We start from the raw sequence: 18,024 nt of genomic DNA on the forward strand, positions 1-18,024 counted from the left end.
TTTTTGTTACGCTTCGACTAAGTCAGATGAGAAATATTGCGCTAAAAACGCATCGAAACTCATTGTGTCAGCGGCTTCTATCGCGGCTTGATCTCGTTCTGAAGCTAACTTGGCATCAATAAAATCTTGCTCTGTCCAATACTGATAATCACCCGCCAATAACGTTTGCTGGTATTGCTTGGCCAACTCCATCGCGAAGGCCCCATTATCGATATTTCTTTGTTGCAGCTGTTGTAATAATTGACCAGAAAGAGTGAGGTTAGGATCGGCAAAGCAAGGGGCTAGCTCGTTTAACGCCTGACTAAATGCTTGGCTTTGATTATCTCTATCTAACATAGCCGCGACTTGTTGCCATTCCTCAAGCAGTTTCTCTCCCCACTCGGGGATTGTCATTTCCTCTCGGCTGATTTCCAATTTGAGCCCCGGCTTTCTGCCTTCTAGTACGACCTTGGTAAAGTTACCCTTGTATTCATTGCAACGGCTTGGAACAAATTCAGCAGAAGGCTTAAGTGCACACCAAGTTAAAAACACATCCAAAAATTGCGACTGTAACGGGGTGATGCCCAAGGGTGAAAATGGGTTAACGTCTAACGAGCGTACTTCAATGTACTCAATTCCACGCGCACCCAACGCATGACGTGGCTTCTCGCCGGTTTGTGTCACTCGCTTAGGGCGAATAGGCGCATAAAGTTCATTTTCTATCTGAAGCGTATTGGCATTGAGCTGCTTGTATTCACCGTTTTGTTTCACGCCAATACGAGCAAAACTTTCCGAGTAAGCGTTCACCGCTTGCTCAACCGAAGCCAGGTACTTATCTAGGGAGTTATAGCTGACGCACAAATCGGCTTGACTGCTATTGGTATAACCTAAATCGCTCAGACGCAACGACGTAGCGTAAGGTAAATACACCGTGCCTTGCCCTAACGCCTGAAAATCCAGGCTGCTGTTTTTCCCTTGTAAGAACGAGCTACACAAAGCAGGTGAAGCGCCGAATAAATAGGGAATGACCCAGCCATAACGATAAAAGTTACGCACTAACGCCATATAACCCGCTGAGGCTTTATCCTGCTCTGACAGCGCTGGAGCGGACTTTAATTTCCAAAACTGCGGCGGCAAGGAAAAATTATAATGCACACCAGAAATTATCTGCATCATGCTACCATAACGGTTTTTCAAGCCTTCACGGTACACCGTCTTCATTCTTCCGGTGTTTGAGCGACCATATTGGGCCAACTGAATATCGGCCTCATCGGCACAATAACACGGCATACTCATGGGCCATAATTGTTGCTGCGGTAAGTTTTTGACCGTGTAATGGTGAATATCCCTGAGCTGATCGAATAGCACGGTAGTGGAAGTCGACACTGGGGTAATAAACTCAAGTAAACTTTCAGCGAAATCTGTGGTGATGGTTGGATGCGTAAGGGCTTTACCTAACGCCTCTGGGTGCGCGGTTTGCGCTAACTGACCATCTGATTGCACCCTGAGGCTTTCTCGTTCAACACCGCGTTTTATGCCCGTCAAGGCACCCGGGGTTGTTTTCAATAGTTCAATTTGTTCGTCAAAATTTGAATTCAAGTTAAAACCTTAGTTTATGCTATGTGGTAAGCGCCATGTTCTCGCTTTCACCCATAAACAAACAGAAACGTCACATCGCGACACACCGCGCCTACCATAGTAACCGCTTGACTTATCATTGGTATGACCCAACAAAGGCAAATACACTTTGTTATTACACCAACTTATACGGCGATCATATTGGGGCAAAAAGTCGATATTACAAGTATTTTTTCTAATTGATTGAGCTTACACTCAGCACTAACCCCATACCCCCTGAGCGAGTAATATCACGACCCCGTAGCGCATTAACTTACCTAATAATAGCAAGGTACTCGACCAAAATACGTTCAGCTTTAGCCAGCCCGCCGCAAAACAGAGTAGATCCCCGACGATGGGCAACCAACTAAATAGCAAACAGATGACGCCATACTTGCGCACTCGCTCAATCCCTGCCGTTTGCTTAGGCAGCAAATCTTTCTTAACATTTCGGGCTAAGTGGCCCATCGCAAAGGTGACTAAACCACCAAGGGTGTTGCCAAGTGTGGCCGCCATGATTAATGCAAAGAAAGAATAACGCTGCTCAATTACCATCACACTGAGTAAGGCTTCTGAGCCTGCCGGCAGTAAGGTAGCCGCGACAAAACTTGTCACAAATAATCCCCATAACGAGGTGCCATAATAAAAAATACTCTCGAACATCGTCTGATTATTGTCTCGATATCGCTTTACTTAATACGGTTTCTTCCTAGCAATCGTAAAGCCCATAAGTCCATTTGCGAAAGCAGGCCGTATCATTAGAAATAGTTGGCGCGAGTGTAGCAAATTTGTAAGATAGTCGGCAGTAGTCACTTATACCTATCCAACTTAAAAGGAGATAGTAAATGGCGAGGATGTTCTTAATACCTTTGATATTGTCTTTACTCTGGTGGGTATTTTTGCAAGTGAATGGCCTTACTATTCGTCAAGGGGCCAAGGGGTTTTATTTGATTATAGGCTTATCCACTTTCTTCATCGGATTTTTCAGTCTGATGATTTACCTCACTCGATAGGTCTCATCCACTTAAACCTTTCTCTTCGTTATGCCAAAACGATCAAAAAAGGTGGCCATAGCCACCTTTTTCATACCACTAAAGCAATTAGCCGCGATTAACCAACAAGTGCAAGTAACACACCCGCTGCAACAGCACTGCCTAGTACACCCGCTACGTTCGGCCCCATGGCATGCATTAACAGGAAGTTTTGTGGGTTCGCCTCTAACCCTACCTTGTTAACGACTCGCGCAGCCATAGGTACAGCAGACACACCTGCAGCACCCAGTAATGGATTGATTTTACCACCGGACATGCGGCTCATAATTTTAGCCATGATCACACCAGAACCTGTACCTATGGCAAATGCCACTGCACCTAACACTAAGATACCTAAGGTTTCCAGTGTCAAGAAGTACTCCGCAGACAATTTAGAGCCCACGGCTAGGCCTAGGAAAATGGTAACAGCGTTGATGATCTCGCTTTGCGCTGCATGACTTAAGCGATCAACCACACCGGACTCACGCATTAAGTTACCTAAACAGAACATGCCCACTAATGGTGTTGCGGCTGGCAGCAACATGATACAGGCACCCAATACTAATAATGGGAACAAGATCTTCTCACGTTTACTAACCGGTCGAAGTTGCTCCATTTTAATGGCGCGCTCTTCTTTAGTGGTCAACGCTTTCATAATTGGCGGCTGGATCAACGGCACCAATGCCATATATGAATAAGCGGCAACGGCAATCGCACCTAACAAATGCGGCGCCAGTTTAGAGGCGAGGAAGATGGCTGTTGGCCCATCCGCTCCTCCAATAATGGCAATCGCAGACGCATCTTGTAGGGTAAATTCAAAGCCTGGGATGACATTCAATGCAATGGCACCGAATAAGGTTGCAAAAATACCAAACTGAGCTGCTGCGCCTAAAAACAGCATTTTAGGGTTAGCGATTAAGGCACCAAAGTCGGTCATGGCACCCACACCCATAAAGATCAAGAGTGGGAAAACCCCTGAATCAATACCAATGTGGTAAACATAGTACAGCAAACCACCTTCATCATTTAAGCCCGCATTAGGAATATTGGCCAAGATGGCACCAAAACCGATAGGCAATAATAATAACGGCTCAAATTTACGTACAATCGCAAGATAAAGTAAGACGGCACCCACCGCCATCATCACCAGCTGTTTCCACTCGAAATGATAGATACCTGTGTCATGCCAAAGGGTTAATAAACCTTCCACTGGAACTCCTTATGCCAGCGCAAGCAGGGCATCGCCAACTGCAACTGAATCACCTTCACTAACGTATATTGTTTGAACCACACCTGACTTAGCCGCGCGAACTTCTGTTTCCATTTTCATCGCTTCCATGATCAGTAATACGTCACCTTCATTCACTTGACTGCCTTGCTGTGCCACCAATTTAAAAATGGTGCCCGATAAAGGCGAAGTCACATCCTCAGCAGGGCCTGCTGCCGGTGCTGCAGCTGGAGCTGGAGCACTCGAATTAACATTCACTGGCGCACCGCCCACTGGCGTAATAGTTTCGATGCTTCCCGCGGGACCCACTTCAACATTAAAGACTTGACCGTCCACTTTAACCGCGTAGGTCTCTGGCTCCGTTTTTGCCGCAGCTGCAGGCTTAACGTCATCAGCACTTGGTACAGGCTCAAATGCGTCTGGATTGTCGCGGTTTTCAAGAAATTTAAGGCCCACTTGTGGGAATAGCGCGTAAATCAATGCATCATCGATTTCGTTCTCTGCGACTTTGATACCTTTCTCTTGGGCCTTGGCTTTAAATTCAGCCGTTAGCGCATCCAACTCAGGTTGCAGTAAATCAGCAGGACGACAAGTGATCACGTCAGCACCATCAAGCACTTGCTGTTGTAACTCAGCATTCACAGGGGCAGGTGTCGCACCGTACTCGCCTTTTAATACGCCTGCGGTTTCCTTAGTGATGTTCTTGTAACGCTCACCCATCAGCACGTTAATAACCGCCTGAGTACCAACGATTTGTGAAGTAGGTGTCACTAGCGGAATAAAACCGAGGTCTTCGCGAACGCGCGGGATCTCTTTTAATACATCGTCTAAGCGATCACCCGCGCCTTGTTCTTTAAGCTGGTTTTCCATGTTGGTTAACATGCCACCCGGCACTTGAGCGATAAGAATGCGCGAATCCACGCCTTTTAACGCCCCCTCAAACTTGGCATATTTCTTACGGACTTCACGGAAATAAGAAGCGATGTCTTCCAGTGCACTCAGATCAAGGCCAGTATCACGCTCGGTGCCTTCAACAATGGAAACAATGGTTTCCGTTGGCGAATGGCCATACGTCATACTCATCGAAGAAATGGCGGTATCTAGAATATCAATACCCGCATCAATGGCTTTTTGTTGGGTCGCGATGCTCAGACCTGTTGTTGCATGACAGTGCAGTGCTAAAGGTAGATCAACGCTTTCTTTGATACGCGTCACTAGCTCTTCTGCCACATACGGCTTTAGCAAACCCGCCATATCTTTAATACAGATTGAATGTGCGCCCATATCTTGTAAGCGCTTAGCCATATCAACCCAAGCGTCAACCGTATGGACTGCACTGGTAGTGTAAGAAATCGTACCTTGAGCATGAGCCCCTACGTTGACGGCGGCTTTGACTGCCGTTTGGAAATTACGCACGTCGTTCATGGCATCAAAAATACGGAACACATCGACACCATTGGTGTGAGCGCGTTCTACAAATTTTTCTACCACGTCATCGGCATAGTGACGGTAGCCAAGTAGGTTTTGGCCACGTAATAACATTTGATGCTTAGTATTTGGCATCGCTTGTTTAAGCTTGCGAATACGCTCCCATGGATCTTCACCCAAGTAACGAATACATGAATCAAATGTGGCGCCGCCCCAGGTCTCTAAAGACCAAAAGCCCATTTTGTCGAGTTTCTCTGCGATTGGCAGCATATCTTCAATACGCATGCGGGTCGCAAACAGCGACTGGTGCGCATCGCGCAAGACCACTTCAGTAATAGCGAGAGGCTTAGACATGACGTTGTGCTCCTTTTTTAAAGTCTTTTAGAACCTAGTTACTTATTGTCACGGTATTGTTGTACCGCGCTGGTAATGGCTGCTATCAATTTGGGATTGAGTGTATTGTTCGTAGGCTGTGCAGCCGGCTTTTTCGCCGCAGCAGGAATGTCTGCAGGGCAATATTTCGCCATGGTTTGAACAACAATAACCAATAAGCCAAGAAACAAGAAGACGGAGATCATGCCAACCAGCATTAAGTTCCCTGCTTCTAATAACAATGCAGTAATATCCATAATTTATTACGTCCATCCGAGCTAAAGTAATAATCCGCTAGCATTATTACCTAGGCCTTTAAAAAGTCAAACCCACATTGAATAAATATTCACTGACAGGTCATTTTTATATATTTATTATATTTGAGGGACAAAGCCTCTTCATTCATATAAATGAAATAAAATTCATCACTTCATGTTGGCCCTGATACCTAGGTACGACTGATAGCCGTCAATATCAGGTGTTTTTTTACCCAATGAAGGGAGTGAATTAGTTTATACAAAAGCCCCTTAGTCTACTGATTTTGCTTAATTATAAAACCCCTTCCTGCTCAAATTACGAGTAATACAACATATAACCTCAAACAAACAAGAAAACACAGACATAAAAACCATAAAAACAATAAAATACAGACAACTAATTTGATATGAATCGATATTCAAATTGTTATTTTATTACCGCGTAGCATAGGGGGGAATAAAAGGGGGGACACACGAGAGGCAGGCTTGGCTAAAGTGAATAGTTATTAATTATCACTCATCCAATAACAATGACTAATATTTGATTTAACATGATTTTAAATATAGCTACAGAATAGATATGCAAATAACAAAAAGATAACAAGTGAATAGCTAAGATGAAAATGGGGCATATAAAGAAAGGTGGCGCGCATGGAAGGAGTCGAACCTCCGACCGCCTGGTTCGTAGCCAGGTACTCTATCCAGCTGAGCTACATGCGCGTCGTAAATGTTTTATCTGATTTCGCAGAGCTTGCACTTACTAGGTAAGCAGAAGAAGTGGCGCGCATGGAAGGAGTCGAACCTCCGACCGCCTGGTTCGTAGCCAGGTACTCTATCCAGCTGAGCTACATGCGCGTCGTAAATGTTTTATCTGATTTCGCAGATCTTGCACTTACTAGGTAAGCAGAAGAAGTGGCGCGCATGGAAGGAGTCGAACCTCCGACCGCCTGGTTCGTAGCCAGGTACTCTATCCAGCTGAGCTACATGCGCGTCATAAACGTTTTATCTGATTTCGCAGATCTTGCACTTACTCGTGTAAGTAGAAGAAGTGGCGCGCATGGAAGGAGTCGAACCTCCGACCGCCTGGTTCGTAGCCAGGTACTCTATCCAGCTGAGCTACATGCGCGTCATTCCAGAACATAAATGGCGGTGAAGGAGGGATTTGAACCCTCGATGGGGCTACAAACCCCATACTCCCTTAGCAGGGGAGCGCCTTCGGCCACTCGGCCACCTCACCGTTCTGGTGGCGCACATATTACCTTCAGCCGGAAATATGTCAAACAATTTTTAACAAAAGCGTACCGTTCGAACAGTTCTTAAGCAGGCCCTGTTAAGTATGAGAGTTTTAAGACAATATCTTGATAATGAGCACGCCAATACAAAAAAAGGAGCCATTGGCTCCTTTATCGAATCAGGGTTAGAAGGAATCAGAGCCCTTTTCTGCTTGAATTCGCATGTAGATCTCTTCACGGTGTACAGACACCTCTTTTGGTGCATTCACACCAATTCGAACTTGGTTGCCTTTCACTCCTAGAACAGTCACTGTTACTTCGTCACCGATCATTAACGTTTCACCTACACGACGAGTCAAAATTAGCATATACAGCTCCTTGTTTCCATTTTCTGTTTTGTTAGATTCTATTATCCATATATCAACCAAAAAGGTAATACCTAATATCCGATAGCATATTAGGGTTTTCGCCTACTTACCTGCTTCAGGCTCCGCATCTAAGCCAAATGCAGTGTGCAATGAACGCACCGCAAGCTCAAGGTACTTTTCATCAATTAAAACAGAAACCTTAATTTCAGAGGTAGAAATCTGATGCATATTGATATTTTCATGGCCAAGCACTTCAAACATGGTTTTGGCAACGCCTGGATGATTCCACATACCCACGCCCACAATAGACACTTTAGCTATATGTTCATCACCTTGCACTTTTTGAGCGCCCACTTCGGTTGCCACTTGATTCAACAAATCCGTTGCTCGGCGATAATCATCACGATGTACAGTGAAGGTAAAATCCGCTTTGCCGTCGCCTAAGGTATTTTGCACGATCATATCAATGTCAATACCTGCGTCACCAATCGGAGATAGAACACGTGCTGCCATAGCGGGTTCATCAGGCACACCACAAATAGTTAAACGTGCTTCATCACGGTTAAAAGCAATACCTGATACAACAGGAGATTCCATGTTTACTTCCTCATAACTGATTAACGTGCCTGAGCCTTCTTTAAAACTTGATAGTACACGTAGTGGTACACTGTATTTACCTGCAAATTCTACCGAACGAATTTGTAGAACCTTCGCCCCTAAACTTGCCATTTCTAACATTTCTTCAAACGTGATGGTGTCTAAGCGTCTTGCTTGCGGAACCATCCGCGGGTCAGTGGTGTACACACCATCCACATCGGTATAGATTTGACATTCATCCGCTTTTAACGCCGCAGCTACGGCAACTGCAGAGGTATCCGAGCCACCGCGACCTAAGGTGGTAATGTTGTTAAATTCATCACGTCCTTGGAAACCGGCAACCACAACCACTTTACCTGCAGCCAAATGTTGGTCTAAGTTTTTCGTTTCAACGTCCAGAATGCGCGCTTTACTATGACTCGAATCCGTCTTCATACGCATTTGATCGCCTGTCATGGAAACCGCATCAACACCAATTTTTTGTAGCGCAATAGCGAGCAAAGCTATCGTCACTTGTTCGCCGGTTGAAACCAACACATCCATCTCTCGGCGACTCGCATCTAAGTCTAACTCTTTTGCCATGCCAATAAGACGGTTCGTCTCCCCCGACATCGCCGAGACAACAACAACGACATCATGGCCTTCGGCCTTAGTCCGCTTTACTCGCTCAGCCACAGCTTCAATACGCTCTAACGTACCAACAGAGGTACCACCATATTTTTGAACAATTACACCCACGTGCGTTTCCTTTTTACAGACGTTGCTCTAACCAAGGTTGAACAGATTTCAATGCATCAGGTAAAGCCGCTACATCCGAGCCGCCAGCTTGGGCCATATCCGGACGGCCGCCGCCTTTACCACCAACTTGTTGTGCCACCATATTCACTAATTCACCGGCTTTCACTTTACCAATGAGATCTTTAGTTACACCCGCAATCAAACTTACCTTACCTTCGCCGGATGTGGCTAGCAAAACAATACCCGATTGCATTTTATTCTTAAGCTCGTCCACCGAAGTGCGTAGCGCTTTCGCTTCAATTCCTTCAAGGTGAGCAACAACCACATCCACACCATTAATCTTGGTTGCTTGACCTATCAAGTTAGACCCAGCCTGACTGGCCATTTTCGCTTTGAGTTGCTCTAGTTCTTTTTCTAGGGACTTCGAACGCTCCAACACTTGGCGAACCTTAGCACCAATAGTGAATTGGTCCCCCTTCACTAGCTCAAGGGTTTGTTGAATTTGCTCACCTAAGCTGTGAATAAAATCAATCGCAGCAGGGCCGGATACCGCTTCTATACGGCGAACACCTGCCGCGATACCGCCTTCTGAAATGACTTTAAAAAAGCCAATATCACCGGTGCGCTTAGCGTGGGTACCGCCACAAAGTTCGGTTGAGAAGTCACCCATTTGCACAACTCTCACCATTTCGTCGTACTTCTCACCAAATAGCGCCATGGCGCCAGACGCCTTAGCTTCTTCGATATTCATCACCTTAGTGATAACTTCAAAATTGTTACGAATCGCTTTGTTTACTAGATATTCAACTTGGCGGATTGATTCAATCGTCATTGACTCAAAGTGTGAAAAGTCAAAGCGAAGCTTTTCCGCATCAACCAAGGAGCCTTTTTGTGAAATATGCTCACCTAAAGTATGGCGTAAAGCAGCGTGCAGTAAGTGGGTCACTGAGTGATTTAATGCGATGGCTTGACGCTTTTCTGCATCAACGACGGCAGTCACTTCGGTGTCAAGGGTCAACTCTTTTCCACATAAATAACCATGGTGTAACACGGCATTACCCGACTTCTGGGTGTCGGTAACCACAAACGCGCCATGGGGGAACTGAATTTCACCCGTGTCACCAACCTGACCACCTGATTCAGCATAGAATGGCGTCTCACCTAAAATGATGATGCCTTCCTCATCTTGAGTCAGAGAGGATACCGATTCGCCTTGTTTGAACATCTCAACAATCTTAGCTTTGCTATCGGTCACGTTATAGCCAAGGAAACGTGTTTGATGATCGACCTTAATGGCATCGTTGTAATCGGTCCCGAAACTATTCGCCTTTTGCGCTCTTTCACGCTGCGCTTGCATTGCCGCTTCAAAGCCTTCTTGGTCAATCACCAAATCCCGCTCACGCGCAATATCTGCGGTTAAATCAGCAGGGAAGCCATAGGTATCGTATAGCTTAAATACTAACTCACCCGGAATAGTTGAGCCTTCTAGCTGAGCAAGTTCATCATCTAAAATAGCTAAGCCGCGATCTAAGGTCTTGGCAAATTGTTCTTCTTCCAGCTTAAGCATTTTTTCAACAATAGCTTGTTGCTTCGTGAGTTCAGGGTAAGCCTCACCCATCTGGTTAACTAACTCTTGTACTAGCTTGTAAAAGAAGGTTTCGGTTGCCCCCAGTTTATGACCATGACGCACTGCGCGACGAATAATACGGCGCAATACATAACCCCGGCCTTCATTAGATGGCATGACGCCGTCGGCAATCAAGAAGCTACATGAACGAATATGGTCGGCAACCACACGCAAGGATTTATCTTCTAGGTCTTTCGCCCCAGTTATCTCTGCGGTTTTTTTAATCAAGGCTTGGAAAATGTCGATCTCATAGTTTGAGTGCACGCCTTGCAAGATAGCAGCAATACGCTCAAGCCCCATGCCGGTATCCACCGAAGGTTTAGGCAGTGGCTCCATGGTGCCGTCAGCGTGGCGATTGAATTGCATGAAGACCAAGTTCCAGATCTCGATGTAACGATCGCCATCTTCTTCTGGTGTGCCTGGAGGACCGCCCCAAATATGCTCGCCATGATCGTAGAAAATTTCGGTACACGGACCACATGGGCCGGTATCCCCCATAGACCAAAAGTTATCTTTTGCACCTATACGGGATAAACGATCGGCTGGCACGCCGATTTCTTTTAGCCAAATCTCAGCAGCTTCATCGTCTTCTTCAAAAACCGTCACCCAAAGTTTTTCTTTTGGCAATTTGACGACTTCGGTTAAAAACTCCCACGCAAAGCTGATGGCTTCACGTTTAAAATAATCGCCAAAGCTAAAGTTACCTAGCATTTCAAAGAAGGTATGATGGCGTGCTGTGTAACCCACATTTTCTAAATCGTTATGCTTACCACCGGCTCTCACACAACGTTGACTTGAGGTTGCGCGCGTATAAGGACGTTGCTCCATTCCCAAAAACACGTCTTTAAACTGAACCATGCCAGCATTGGTAAACAGCAAGGTGGGATCATTACCAGGAACAAGTGGACTACTAGCGACACCTTGGTGCCCTTTACTTTCAAAGTATCCAAGAAACGCGTTGCGGATCTCAGCGGTGGATTGGCTCATGAATTACGGTTCCGAGTTAAGCTAAATTAAACCATTAATGCTCAGCCATGCTGGCAGCATTAATCGACAAGATTAAATCGGCACAATATATCACGGGGAAACACGAGGGAAAAGTAAACAGCGTGAATTCAAAACAGTACTGGCTAAGGCTAGCGCTTCACCTTAGCAATATGATGTTAAAACTGGCCAAACCAGCATATTTGCACAGTTAAATCCATAAGCACGTTATGAGACAACAAGCATGACACTCAGTTTGCGATATAGGGCAGCAACGCTATTTGGTTCACCACCCGATTTGGGCTACTTGAAAGAGCAAACACTAGTTAGCTTCTTCGATAGCAAACCTGACTTGCTCGCTATCAAAACCACGAGAAAACAGGTAACGCTGGCGTTTCTGACGTTCTTTAAAATCGCAGATCGCGACACTGGCGTATTTTTTGCGATAACATTGCAAAGCGAGCTGAAACCAATCCAATTCAAGCTCTTCTATGCTTTGTTGGATCCGTTCCGCATCGATCCCTTTTTGCTTTAATTCCATTTTGATCCGCGTTAATCCAAACCCTTTGTTGGATTTAATGCGAATAAAACTACTGCAATAACGGGTGTCGTTAATATAGTCACTCTCACAACAAGATGAGATGGCCTGTTCGACAAGCTGAGGAGGATATGCTTTTTGTAGTAATTTCTGTTTAACTTCAAGACGAGAATGCTCCCGTCTTGAAACCAAGTTTATCACAGCCTGATAAACTTGGTTAAAGCTAGCATCGCTGCGATCAATCTTGTTGTGATTCATCAAGCTCATTGGCTAACTCAGTTTCAGTGTTCACCTTCTCACCTGGTTTGGGCAGCAATGCCTCTCGCAACAAGCCTTCAATTTCTTGTGCGACATGCGGATGTTCCGTTAGGTAGCGACAGGCATTGGCTTTACCTTGACCAATTTTGTCACCCTTGTAAGAAAACCAAGCGCCCGCTTTTTCGACTAACTTTTCTTTTACGCCAAGGTCAATAATCTCAGCCAAACGGTTGATACCACCGCCATAAAGAATTTGGAATTCAGCTTGTTTAAACGGAGGGGATACCTTGTTTTTAACAACCTTAACCCGCGTTTCATTACCGACCACTTCATCGCCTTCTTTGACCGCACCGATTCGACGGATATCAAGGCGTACCGAAGCATAGAACTTCAAGGCATTACCGCCAGTGGTGGTTTCAGGCGAACCAAACATGACGCCGATCTTCATCCGGATTTGGTTGATGAAAATACATAAACAGTTAGTTTGTTTGATATTACCCGTTAACTTACGTAGCGCTTGTGACATCAAGCGAGCCTGTAAGCCCACGTGTGAGTCACCCATGTCACCTTCAATTTCAGCCTTTGGCGTCAACGCAGCGACCGAGTCAATCACGACAAGGTTCACAGCGCCAGAGCGCACAAGCATGTCACAAATCTCTAATGCTTGTTCGCCCGTATCGGGTTGAGAGATCAGTAGCTCATCAACATTCACGCCTAATTTGCGTGCATAAATAGGATCGAGCGCGTGCTCCGCATCGATAAAGGCACAAGTTTTACCTTGTCTTTGCGCTTCTGCAATCGCTTGCAGTGTTAATGTGGTTTTACCAGAACTTTCAGGTCCGTAAATTTCAACAATACGGCCATAAGGCAGACCGCCTATCCCCAGTGCCACATCAAGCCCTAGGGAACCGGTCGAAACAGATTCAATATCTAACATAGCGGCTGCGCCATCGCCTAAACGCATAATCGAACCTTTACCAAACTGCTTTTCAATTTGGCCTAGTGCTGCAGCTAACGCTTTTTCTTTATTGGGATCCATTTACGACTCCAGTAGGGTAAAATAAGTTTTAAGTAATTGGCTTTAGTATACTGTGGTTTCGTACAGTATCAAGTAAAAAGTACACTGTATATAAAATCAGTTCTTTATTGGCTAATTCATTGCAATTACATTCTAACCAAGTTTAATGATAGTCACACTATCCAATCCGAGATTCAAACGGCAGAGATTCCTTGATGAGTAAAAACAATGTTTCGCAACACACCCCTATGATGCAACAGTATTTAGCATTAAAGGCTGAGGCACCTGATATTCTGCTGTTTTACCGCATGGGCGATTTTTATGAGTTATTTTTTGAAGATGCTAAAAAAGCGTCTCGCTTACTCGGCATTTCCTTAACCAAGCGAGGCCAAACCGCAGGTCAACCCATTCCGATGGCCGGTGTGCCCCATCACGCAGTTGAAGGCTATTTAGTCAAACTGGTGCAGCTCGGTGAATCAGCAGCGATTTGTGAACAAGTGGGCGATCCGGCCACCAGCAAAGGTCCTGTGGAACGCAAAATAGTTCGCATCATTACCCCCGGTACCGTCAGTGATGAAGCCTTATTGGACGATAACCGAGACAATTTAATCTCTTGTGTTTACTACCAGCAATCTCATTTTGGTTTAGCTACCTTAGACATTACCAGCGGTCGTTTCGTCATTAACCAATTTCCAGAACAAGAAACCTTGCAAGCAGAGCTGCAACGATTAGATCCAGCGGAATTACTCTACCCTGAAGATTTCCCGTATATCCAATTGTTCGAACAGCGACGCGGGATCCGCCGCCGTCCTGAATGGGAGTTTGAATTAACCACAGCAACGCGGATTCTCACGCAGCAATTCGAAACGCGCGATTTAGTGGGCTTTGGTGTCGCCAACGCAACGGTAGCCCTTTGCGCAGCAGGTTGCCTGTTACAATACATAAAGGATACACAAAGAACAGCCTTGCCCCATATAAACGGCATTAGTTTAGAGCAAAATCAAAGTGTTGTAATTTTAGATGCCGCGACAAGACGCAATTTGGAGCTCACGCAGAACCTGGCGGGCGGTAATGAAAACACCTTAGCAGAGGTCCTTGATAATACCGCTACCGCGATGGGCAGCCGGTTATTGAAACGCTGGCTCCACCAACCAAGTCGAGATCTCGCGTTACTGCAACAGAGACAGACTCAAATCGCCACCCTGATCGATCACAATCTCTACACCGATTGCAGTGAGCAGCTTAAAAATATCGGCGACATCGAGCGAGTCATTGCCCGCTTAGCGTTAAAGAGTGCCAGACCAAGGGACTTAGTAAAACTGAAAAACGCCTTTGCCAGCTTGCCGGATTTACATGAATTATTACTTGAAAGTGATAACCCACTGCTACAACAATTGTGCCAGCGCATTGGCCTATATCCAGATTTAGCGAAGCTGCTAGAAGAAGCCATTATTGACAACCCCCCGGTGCTGATCCGAGATGGTGGCGTTATTGCGCCCGGGTATCATGCTGAACTTGACGAATGGCGCAGCCTATCCAAAGGTGCAACGGATTACCTCGCTGAACTAGAAGAGCGTGAAAAGCATGCCACTGGGATAGCCAGCTTGAAAGTGAGCTATAACAAGGTACACGGTTATTACATTGAAGTGAGCCGTAGCCAAAGTGACCAAGTGCCTGCACATTATGTACGACGCCAAACCTTGAAAAACACCGAGCGCTACTTGATCCCTGAGTTAAAAACCCATGAAGACAAAGTGTTAATGAGTCAGGGCAAAGCTCTTGCCTTAGAGAAAAAGCTCTACGAAGAATTACTGGATACGTTACAGCCCTATCTGAGTCAGCTGCAACAAACCGCCGTCGCCTTATCTGAGTTAGATGTGTTAGCTAACTTTGCTGAGCGTGCAGAAACCTTGCAATACGTTAGACCAACACTTAAAGCTGATTCAGGGATAAAAATCAGCGCAGGTCGTCATCCGGTGGTCGAGCAAGTCAGTCACGACCCCTTTATTGCCAATCCGGTCGCGCTAAACCCCGATCGTCGCATGCTCATTGTGACCGGTCCCAACATGGGTGGTAAATCGACTTATATGCGACAAATTGCGCTTATTGTACTGATGGCGCATACGGGCTGTTATGTCCCCGCAGATGACGCTGTCATAGGGGATGTCGATAGGATCTTCACTCGTATTGGGGCCAGTGATGATCTCGCCAGTGGCCGTTCTACGTTTATGGTTGAAATGACTGAAACCGCTAATATCCTGCATAACGCGACCGCCTCTAGCTTGGTCTTGATGGATGAGATCGGCCGCGGTACCAGTACCTACGATGGCATGTCTCTCGCTTGGGCTTGTGCGGAGCATTTAGCACAATCGACTCAAGCGTTAACCTTGTTTGCAACCCATTATTTTGAGTTAACGCAACTGCCCGAATTGCTCCAAGGCCTTGCTAATGTGCATCTGGATGCCATAGAACATCAAGATAGCATCGCCTTTATGCATTCGGTGCAAGAAGGCGCGGCAAGTAAAAGCTTTGGCCTACAGGTGGCCGCTTTAGCTGGCGTCCCCAAACAGGTCATTCAACAAGCAAAACGTAAATTGCACCAATTAGAAAACCAAGGGCAGCAGCAATTAACCGTGGATCCACAAGCGCAGCAGACCGAGCCCCCTAGTCAGCCGAGTTTGCCTTTTGAACTTCCCCACCCTGTGATTGAGGAATTAGCTCAGATTAATCCCGATGAGCTGACCCCCAAACAAGCACTAGAGCTGTTGTATCAACTAAAACAGAGCCTATAGCCTTACTCCCTAAGGAAAATTTTGCCTTAAGCCTCAGATCAAAAAAGCCGCATTCACTGCGGCTTTTTACATAACAAATCACATTAGCAAAGATTATTCACGAAACAAGGCTTCAATGTTGAGACCCTGCTGGGTTAACACATCACGTAATCGACGTAGGGCTTCTACCTGAATTTGTCTCACTCGCTCACGGGTTAAACCTATCTCACGGCCTACATCTTCTAGCGTCGACGCTTCATATCCTAATAAACCAAAACGTCTTGCCAGCACTTCACGTTGCTTTGGATTAAGCTCTTCTAGCCAATGCACTAAGCTTGAGCTGATATCATCATCTTGAGTTGAGCCTTCTGGACCACCTGACTTCTCATCGGCAATCACATCTAATAATGCTTTATCTGTGTCTCCACCGATGGGGGTGTCAACAGAGCTGATCCGCTCGTTTAGGCGCAGCATCTTATTCACGTCTTCCACAGGGCGGTCCAACTTTTCAGCGATTTCTTCTGCGGTTGGCTCATGATCTAAGGATTGTGCCAGCTCGCGAGCCGTTCGTAGGTAAACATTAAGCTCTTTCACAACATGAATCGGTAAGCGTATGGTGCGGGTTTGGTTCATGATCGCCCGCTCGATGGTTTGGCGGATCCACCAAGTGGCATAAGTTGAGAATCTAAAGCCTCGCTCTGGGTCAAACTTTTCAACAGCGCGGATTAAGCCTAAGTTCCCCTCTTCAATTAGGTCAAGCAGGGCTAAGCCTCGGTTGTTGTATCGGCGTGCAATTTTGACTACCAGGCGCAAGTTACTCTCAATCATGCGTTTACGAGCGACTTCGTCACCACGGAGTGCACGTCTAGCGTAATAAACTTCTTCTTCAGCGGTCAGTAGGGGGGAAAAACCAATCTCCCCGAGGTAGAGCTGAGTTGCGTCTAGATTCTTGACTTCGGAAGCAACCATTAACTCTTCGTCAATGTCGTCTTCGATGCTCGCTAGTTCAATGTCTTGATCATCGATTAAATCTGAGTCTTTAGGCGAAGCTTTGGTGTTTTGTGTAGTGAGATTCATACAGTGTTCTCCCTAACAGTTGCAGTACAAATGTACTGCTACGGTTATTTTTTTGGTAAAAACCGTAATGGATCTACGGATTTACCGCGGTACCTAATTTCGAAATGAAGCCGGACATCGGTTGTGCCTGTACTTCCCATTTCAGCTATGAGCTGGCCCACTTTAACCGTTTGCTGCTCTTTAACGAGCAACTTATCATTATGAGCATAAGCGCTAAGGTAGTCATCATTGTGTTTGATGATGATTAACTTGCCATATCCCCTTAAGGCACTTCCGGCATATACAACTTTGCCATCGGCCGATGCTTTAACAGGCTGATTTCGCTTGCCGGCAATATCTATGCCCTTGTTACCCAATTCTGCGGTGGAAAAGCGAGCAACGATTTTTCCATCGGTTGGCCATCGCCATTGAGTAATCTTATTTGCAGCTACGTCAGTTGTTGCATTTTTGTTGTTGTTTTTTTCAGCGTATTCCTTTCTTTTTGGCTGTTCAAGTTTTTTTTGTTGAATTTTTGAATTTTTATGATCTGCTGTATTTTTTACTTGCTTGGCTTGCTTTTTGCTTTCAACCTGGTTTTTAACACTAGTGGAACCGGTTCCAGAAGCATTATATTTTGCAGGCGGAATTTTTAGTTTTTGTCCGACGAAGATGGTATATGGGGGCTTGATTCGGTTGTATGCGGCGATATCCTTATAATCTCTGCCCGCTCGCCAAGCAATGGCAAACAAGGTATCCCCCTTTTTTACTTGATAAACACTTTGTGACAGTTGGCCGTAGGTTTGCTTTTGATATTTACCCACTGTTTTTACGGGAGCAGGCGTATGGTTAGCACTGCACGCCGACAGAAGTAAAATAAGCAGGATAAACGGAGCACGAGGCCAGCGTAAACTAAGTGTCACCATAT

Annotated in this window: 13 protein-coding genes and 5 tRNA genes; 1 reads left to right on the plus strand and 17 read right to left on the minus strand. The window is 45.7% G+C overall.

What is annotated here, in order from left to right:
- Window positions 1-6: 6 nt before the first annotated feature.
- From gshA to recA, 15 genes are all read right to left on the minus strand, one after another.
- A complete protein-coding gene (gene gshA / locus K6Y21_RS07980; protein ID WP_233071313.1) occupies window positions 7-1,578 on the minus strand; it encodes a glutamate--cysteine ligase in 1,572 nt (523 codons plus the stop codon).
- Window positions 1,579-1,818: 240 nt separating this feature from the next.
- Complete coding sequence (locus K6Y21_RS07985) at window positions 1,819-2,211, minus strand: YqaA family protein (protein WP_233071314.1); 393 nt, start codon at window positions 2,209-2,211, stop codon at window positions 1,819-1,821.
- Window positions 2,212-2,706: 495 nt separating this feature from the next.
- Window positions 2,707-3,837: a sodium ion-translocating decarboxylase subunit beta gene (locus K6Y21_RS07990; protein ID WP_233071315.1), complete on the minus strand. Its 1,131-nt coding sequence runs from the start codon at window positions 3,835-3,837 to the stop codon at window positions 2,707-2,709.
- A gap of 9 nt (window positions 3,838-3,846) precedes the next feature.
- On the minus strand, window positions 3,847-5,637 hold the full coding sequence (oadA, locus tag K6Y21_RS07995) for a sodium-extruding oxaloacetate decarboxylase subunit alpha (RefSeq protein WP_233071316.1): 1,791 nt from the start codon (window positions 5,635-5,637) through the stop codon (window positions 3,847-3,849).
- A gap of 38 nt (window positions 5,638-5,675) precedes the next feature.
- On the minus strand, window positions 5,676-5,912 hold the full coding sequence (locus K6Y21_RS08000) for an oxaloacetate decarboxylase subunit gamma (RefSeq protein ID WP_233071317.1): 237 nt from the start codon (window positions 5,910-5,912) through the stop codon (window positions 5,676-5,678).
- 643 nt (window positions 5,913-6,555) lie between these two features.
- Window positions 6,556-6,632 (minus strand) — tRNA-Arg (locus K6Y21_RS08005).
- 58 nt (window positions 6,633-6,690) lie between these two features.
- A tRNA-Arg gene (locus K6Y21_RS08010) sits at window positions 6,691-6,767 on the minus strand.
- 58 nt (window positions 6,768-6,825) lie between these two features.
- A tRNA-Arg gene (locus tag K6Y21_RS08015) sits at window positions 6,826-6,902 on the minus strand.
- Window positions 6,903-6,961: 59 nt separating this feature from the next.
- Window positions 6,962-7,038 (minus strand) — tRNA-Arg (locus K6Y21_RS08020).
- A gap of 18 nt (window positions 7,039-7,056) precedes the next feature.
- Window positions 7,057-7,149: transfer RNA gene (locus K6Y21_RS08025), tRNA-Ser, on the minus strand.
- A gap of 180 nt (window positions 7,150-7,329) precedes the next feature.
- Window positions 7,330-7,512: a carbon storage regulator CsrA gene (gene csrA, locus K6Y21_RS08030; RefSeq protein ID WP_233071318.1), complete on the minus strand. Its 183-nt coding sequence runs from the start codon at window positions 7,510-7,512 to the stop codon at window positions 7,330-7,332.
- Window positions 7,513-7,614: 102 nt separating this feature from the next.
- Entirely contained in the window at window positions 7,615-8,847 is a 1,233-nt protein-coding gene (locus K6Y21_RS08035; RefSeq protein WP_233071319.1) for an aspartate kinase, read from the minus strand.
- A gap of 13 nt (window positions 8,848-8,860) precedes the next feature.
- On the minus strand, window positions 8,861-11,461 hold the full coding sequence (alaS, locus tag K6Y21_RS08040) for an alanine--tRNA ligase (protein WP_233071320.1): 2,601 nt from the start codon (window positions 11,459-11,461) through the stop codon (window positions 8,861-8,863).
- A gap of 319 nt (window positions 11,462-11,780) precedes the next feature.
- Entirely contained in the window at window positions 11,781-12,254 is a 474-nt protein-coding gene (locus tag K6Y21_RS08045; protein ID WP_233071321.1) for a regulatory protein RecX, read from the minus strand.
- Complete coding sequence (gene recA, locus K6Y21_RS08050; protein ID WP_233071322.1) at window positions 12,235-13,293, minus strand: recombinase RecA; 1,059 nt, start codon at window positions 13,291-13,293, stop codon at window positions 12,235-12,237. The genes K6Y21_RS08045 and recA overlap by 20 nt, the downstream gene beginning before the upstream one ends.
- Before the next feature lie 194 nt (window positions 13,294-13,487).
- Between recA and mutS the strand changes: the two genes are divergently transcribed.
- Window positions 13,488-16,064: a DNA mismatch repair protein MutS gene (gene mutS, locus K6Y21_RS08055; RefSeq protein WP_233071323.1), complete on the plus strand. Its 2,577-nt coding sequence runs from the start codon at window positions 13,488-13,490 to the stop codon at window positions 16,062-16,064.
- A gap of 93 nt (window positions 16,065-16,157) precedes the next feature.
- Here the strand turns inward: mutS and rpoS are convergent, their stop codons facing one another.
- Both rpoS and K6Y21_RS08065 read right to left on the minus strand, forming a co-directional pair.
- Window positions 16,158-17,120: an RNA polymerase sigma factor RpoS gene (rpoS, locus tag K6Y21_RS08060; RefSeq protein WP_233071324.1), complete on the minus strand. Its 963-nt coding sequence runs from the start codon at window positions 17,118-17,120 to the stop codon at window positions 16,158-16,160.
- A gap of 44 nt (window positions 17,121-17,164) precedes the next feature.
- Window positions 17,165-18,022: a peptidoglycan DD-metalloendopeptidase family protein gene (locus K6Y21_RS08065; protein WP_233071325.1), complete on the minus strand. Its 858-nt coding sequence runs from the start codon at window positions 18,020-18,022 to the stop codon at window positions 17,165-17,167.
- Window positions 18,023-18,024 lie beyond the last annotated feature (2 nt).

The sequence above is a fragment of the Motilimonas eburnea genome, assembly GCF_021295345.1.
GTDB lineage: Bacteria > Pseudomonadota > Gammaproteobacteria > Enterobacterales > CBDFNC01 > Motilimonas > Motilimonas eburnea.

Coding starts and splice junctions, on each gene's coding strand:
- oadA (WP_233071316.1), bottom strand. CDS start 5,637: ATGTCTAAGCCTCTCGCTATTACTGAAGTGGTCTTGCGCGATGCGCAC.
- K6Y21_RS08000 (WP_233071317.1), bottom strand. CDS start 5,912: ATGGATATTACTGCATTGTTATTAGAAGCAGGGAACTTAATGCTGGTT.
- csrA (WP_233071318.1), bottom strand. CDS start 7,512: ATGCTAATTTTGACTCGTCGTGTAGGTGAAACGTTAATGATCGGTGAC.
- alaS (WP_233071320.1), bottom strand. CDS start 11,461: ATGAGCCAATCCACCGCTGAGATCCGCAACGCGTTTCTTGGATACTTT.
- K6Y21_RS08045 (WP_233071321.1), bottom strand. CDS start 12,254: ATGAATCACAACAAGATTGATCGCAGCGATGCTAGCTTTAACCAAGTT.
- recA (WP_233071322.1), bottom strand. CDS start 13,293: ATGGATCCCAATAAAGAAAAAGCGTTAGCTGCAGCACTAGGCCAAATT.
- mutS (WP_233071323.1), top strand. CDS start 13,488: ATGAGTAAAAACAATGTTTCGCAACACACCCCTATGATGCAACAGTAT.
- rpoS (WP_233071324.1), bottom strand. CDS start 17,120: ATGAATCTCACTACACAAAACACCAAAGCTTCGCCTAAAGACTCAGAT.
- K6Y21_RS08065 (WP_233071325.1), bottom strand. CDS start 18,022: ATGGTGACACTTAGTTTACGCTGGCCTCGTGCTCCGTTTATCCTGCTT.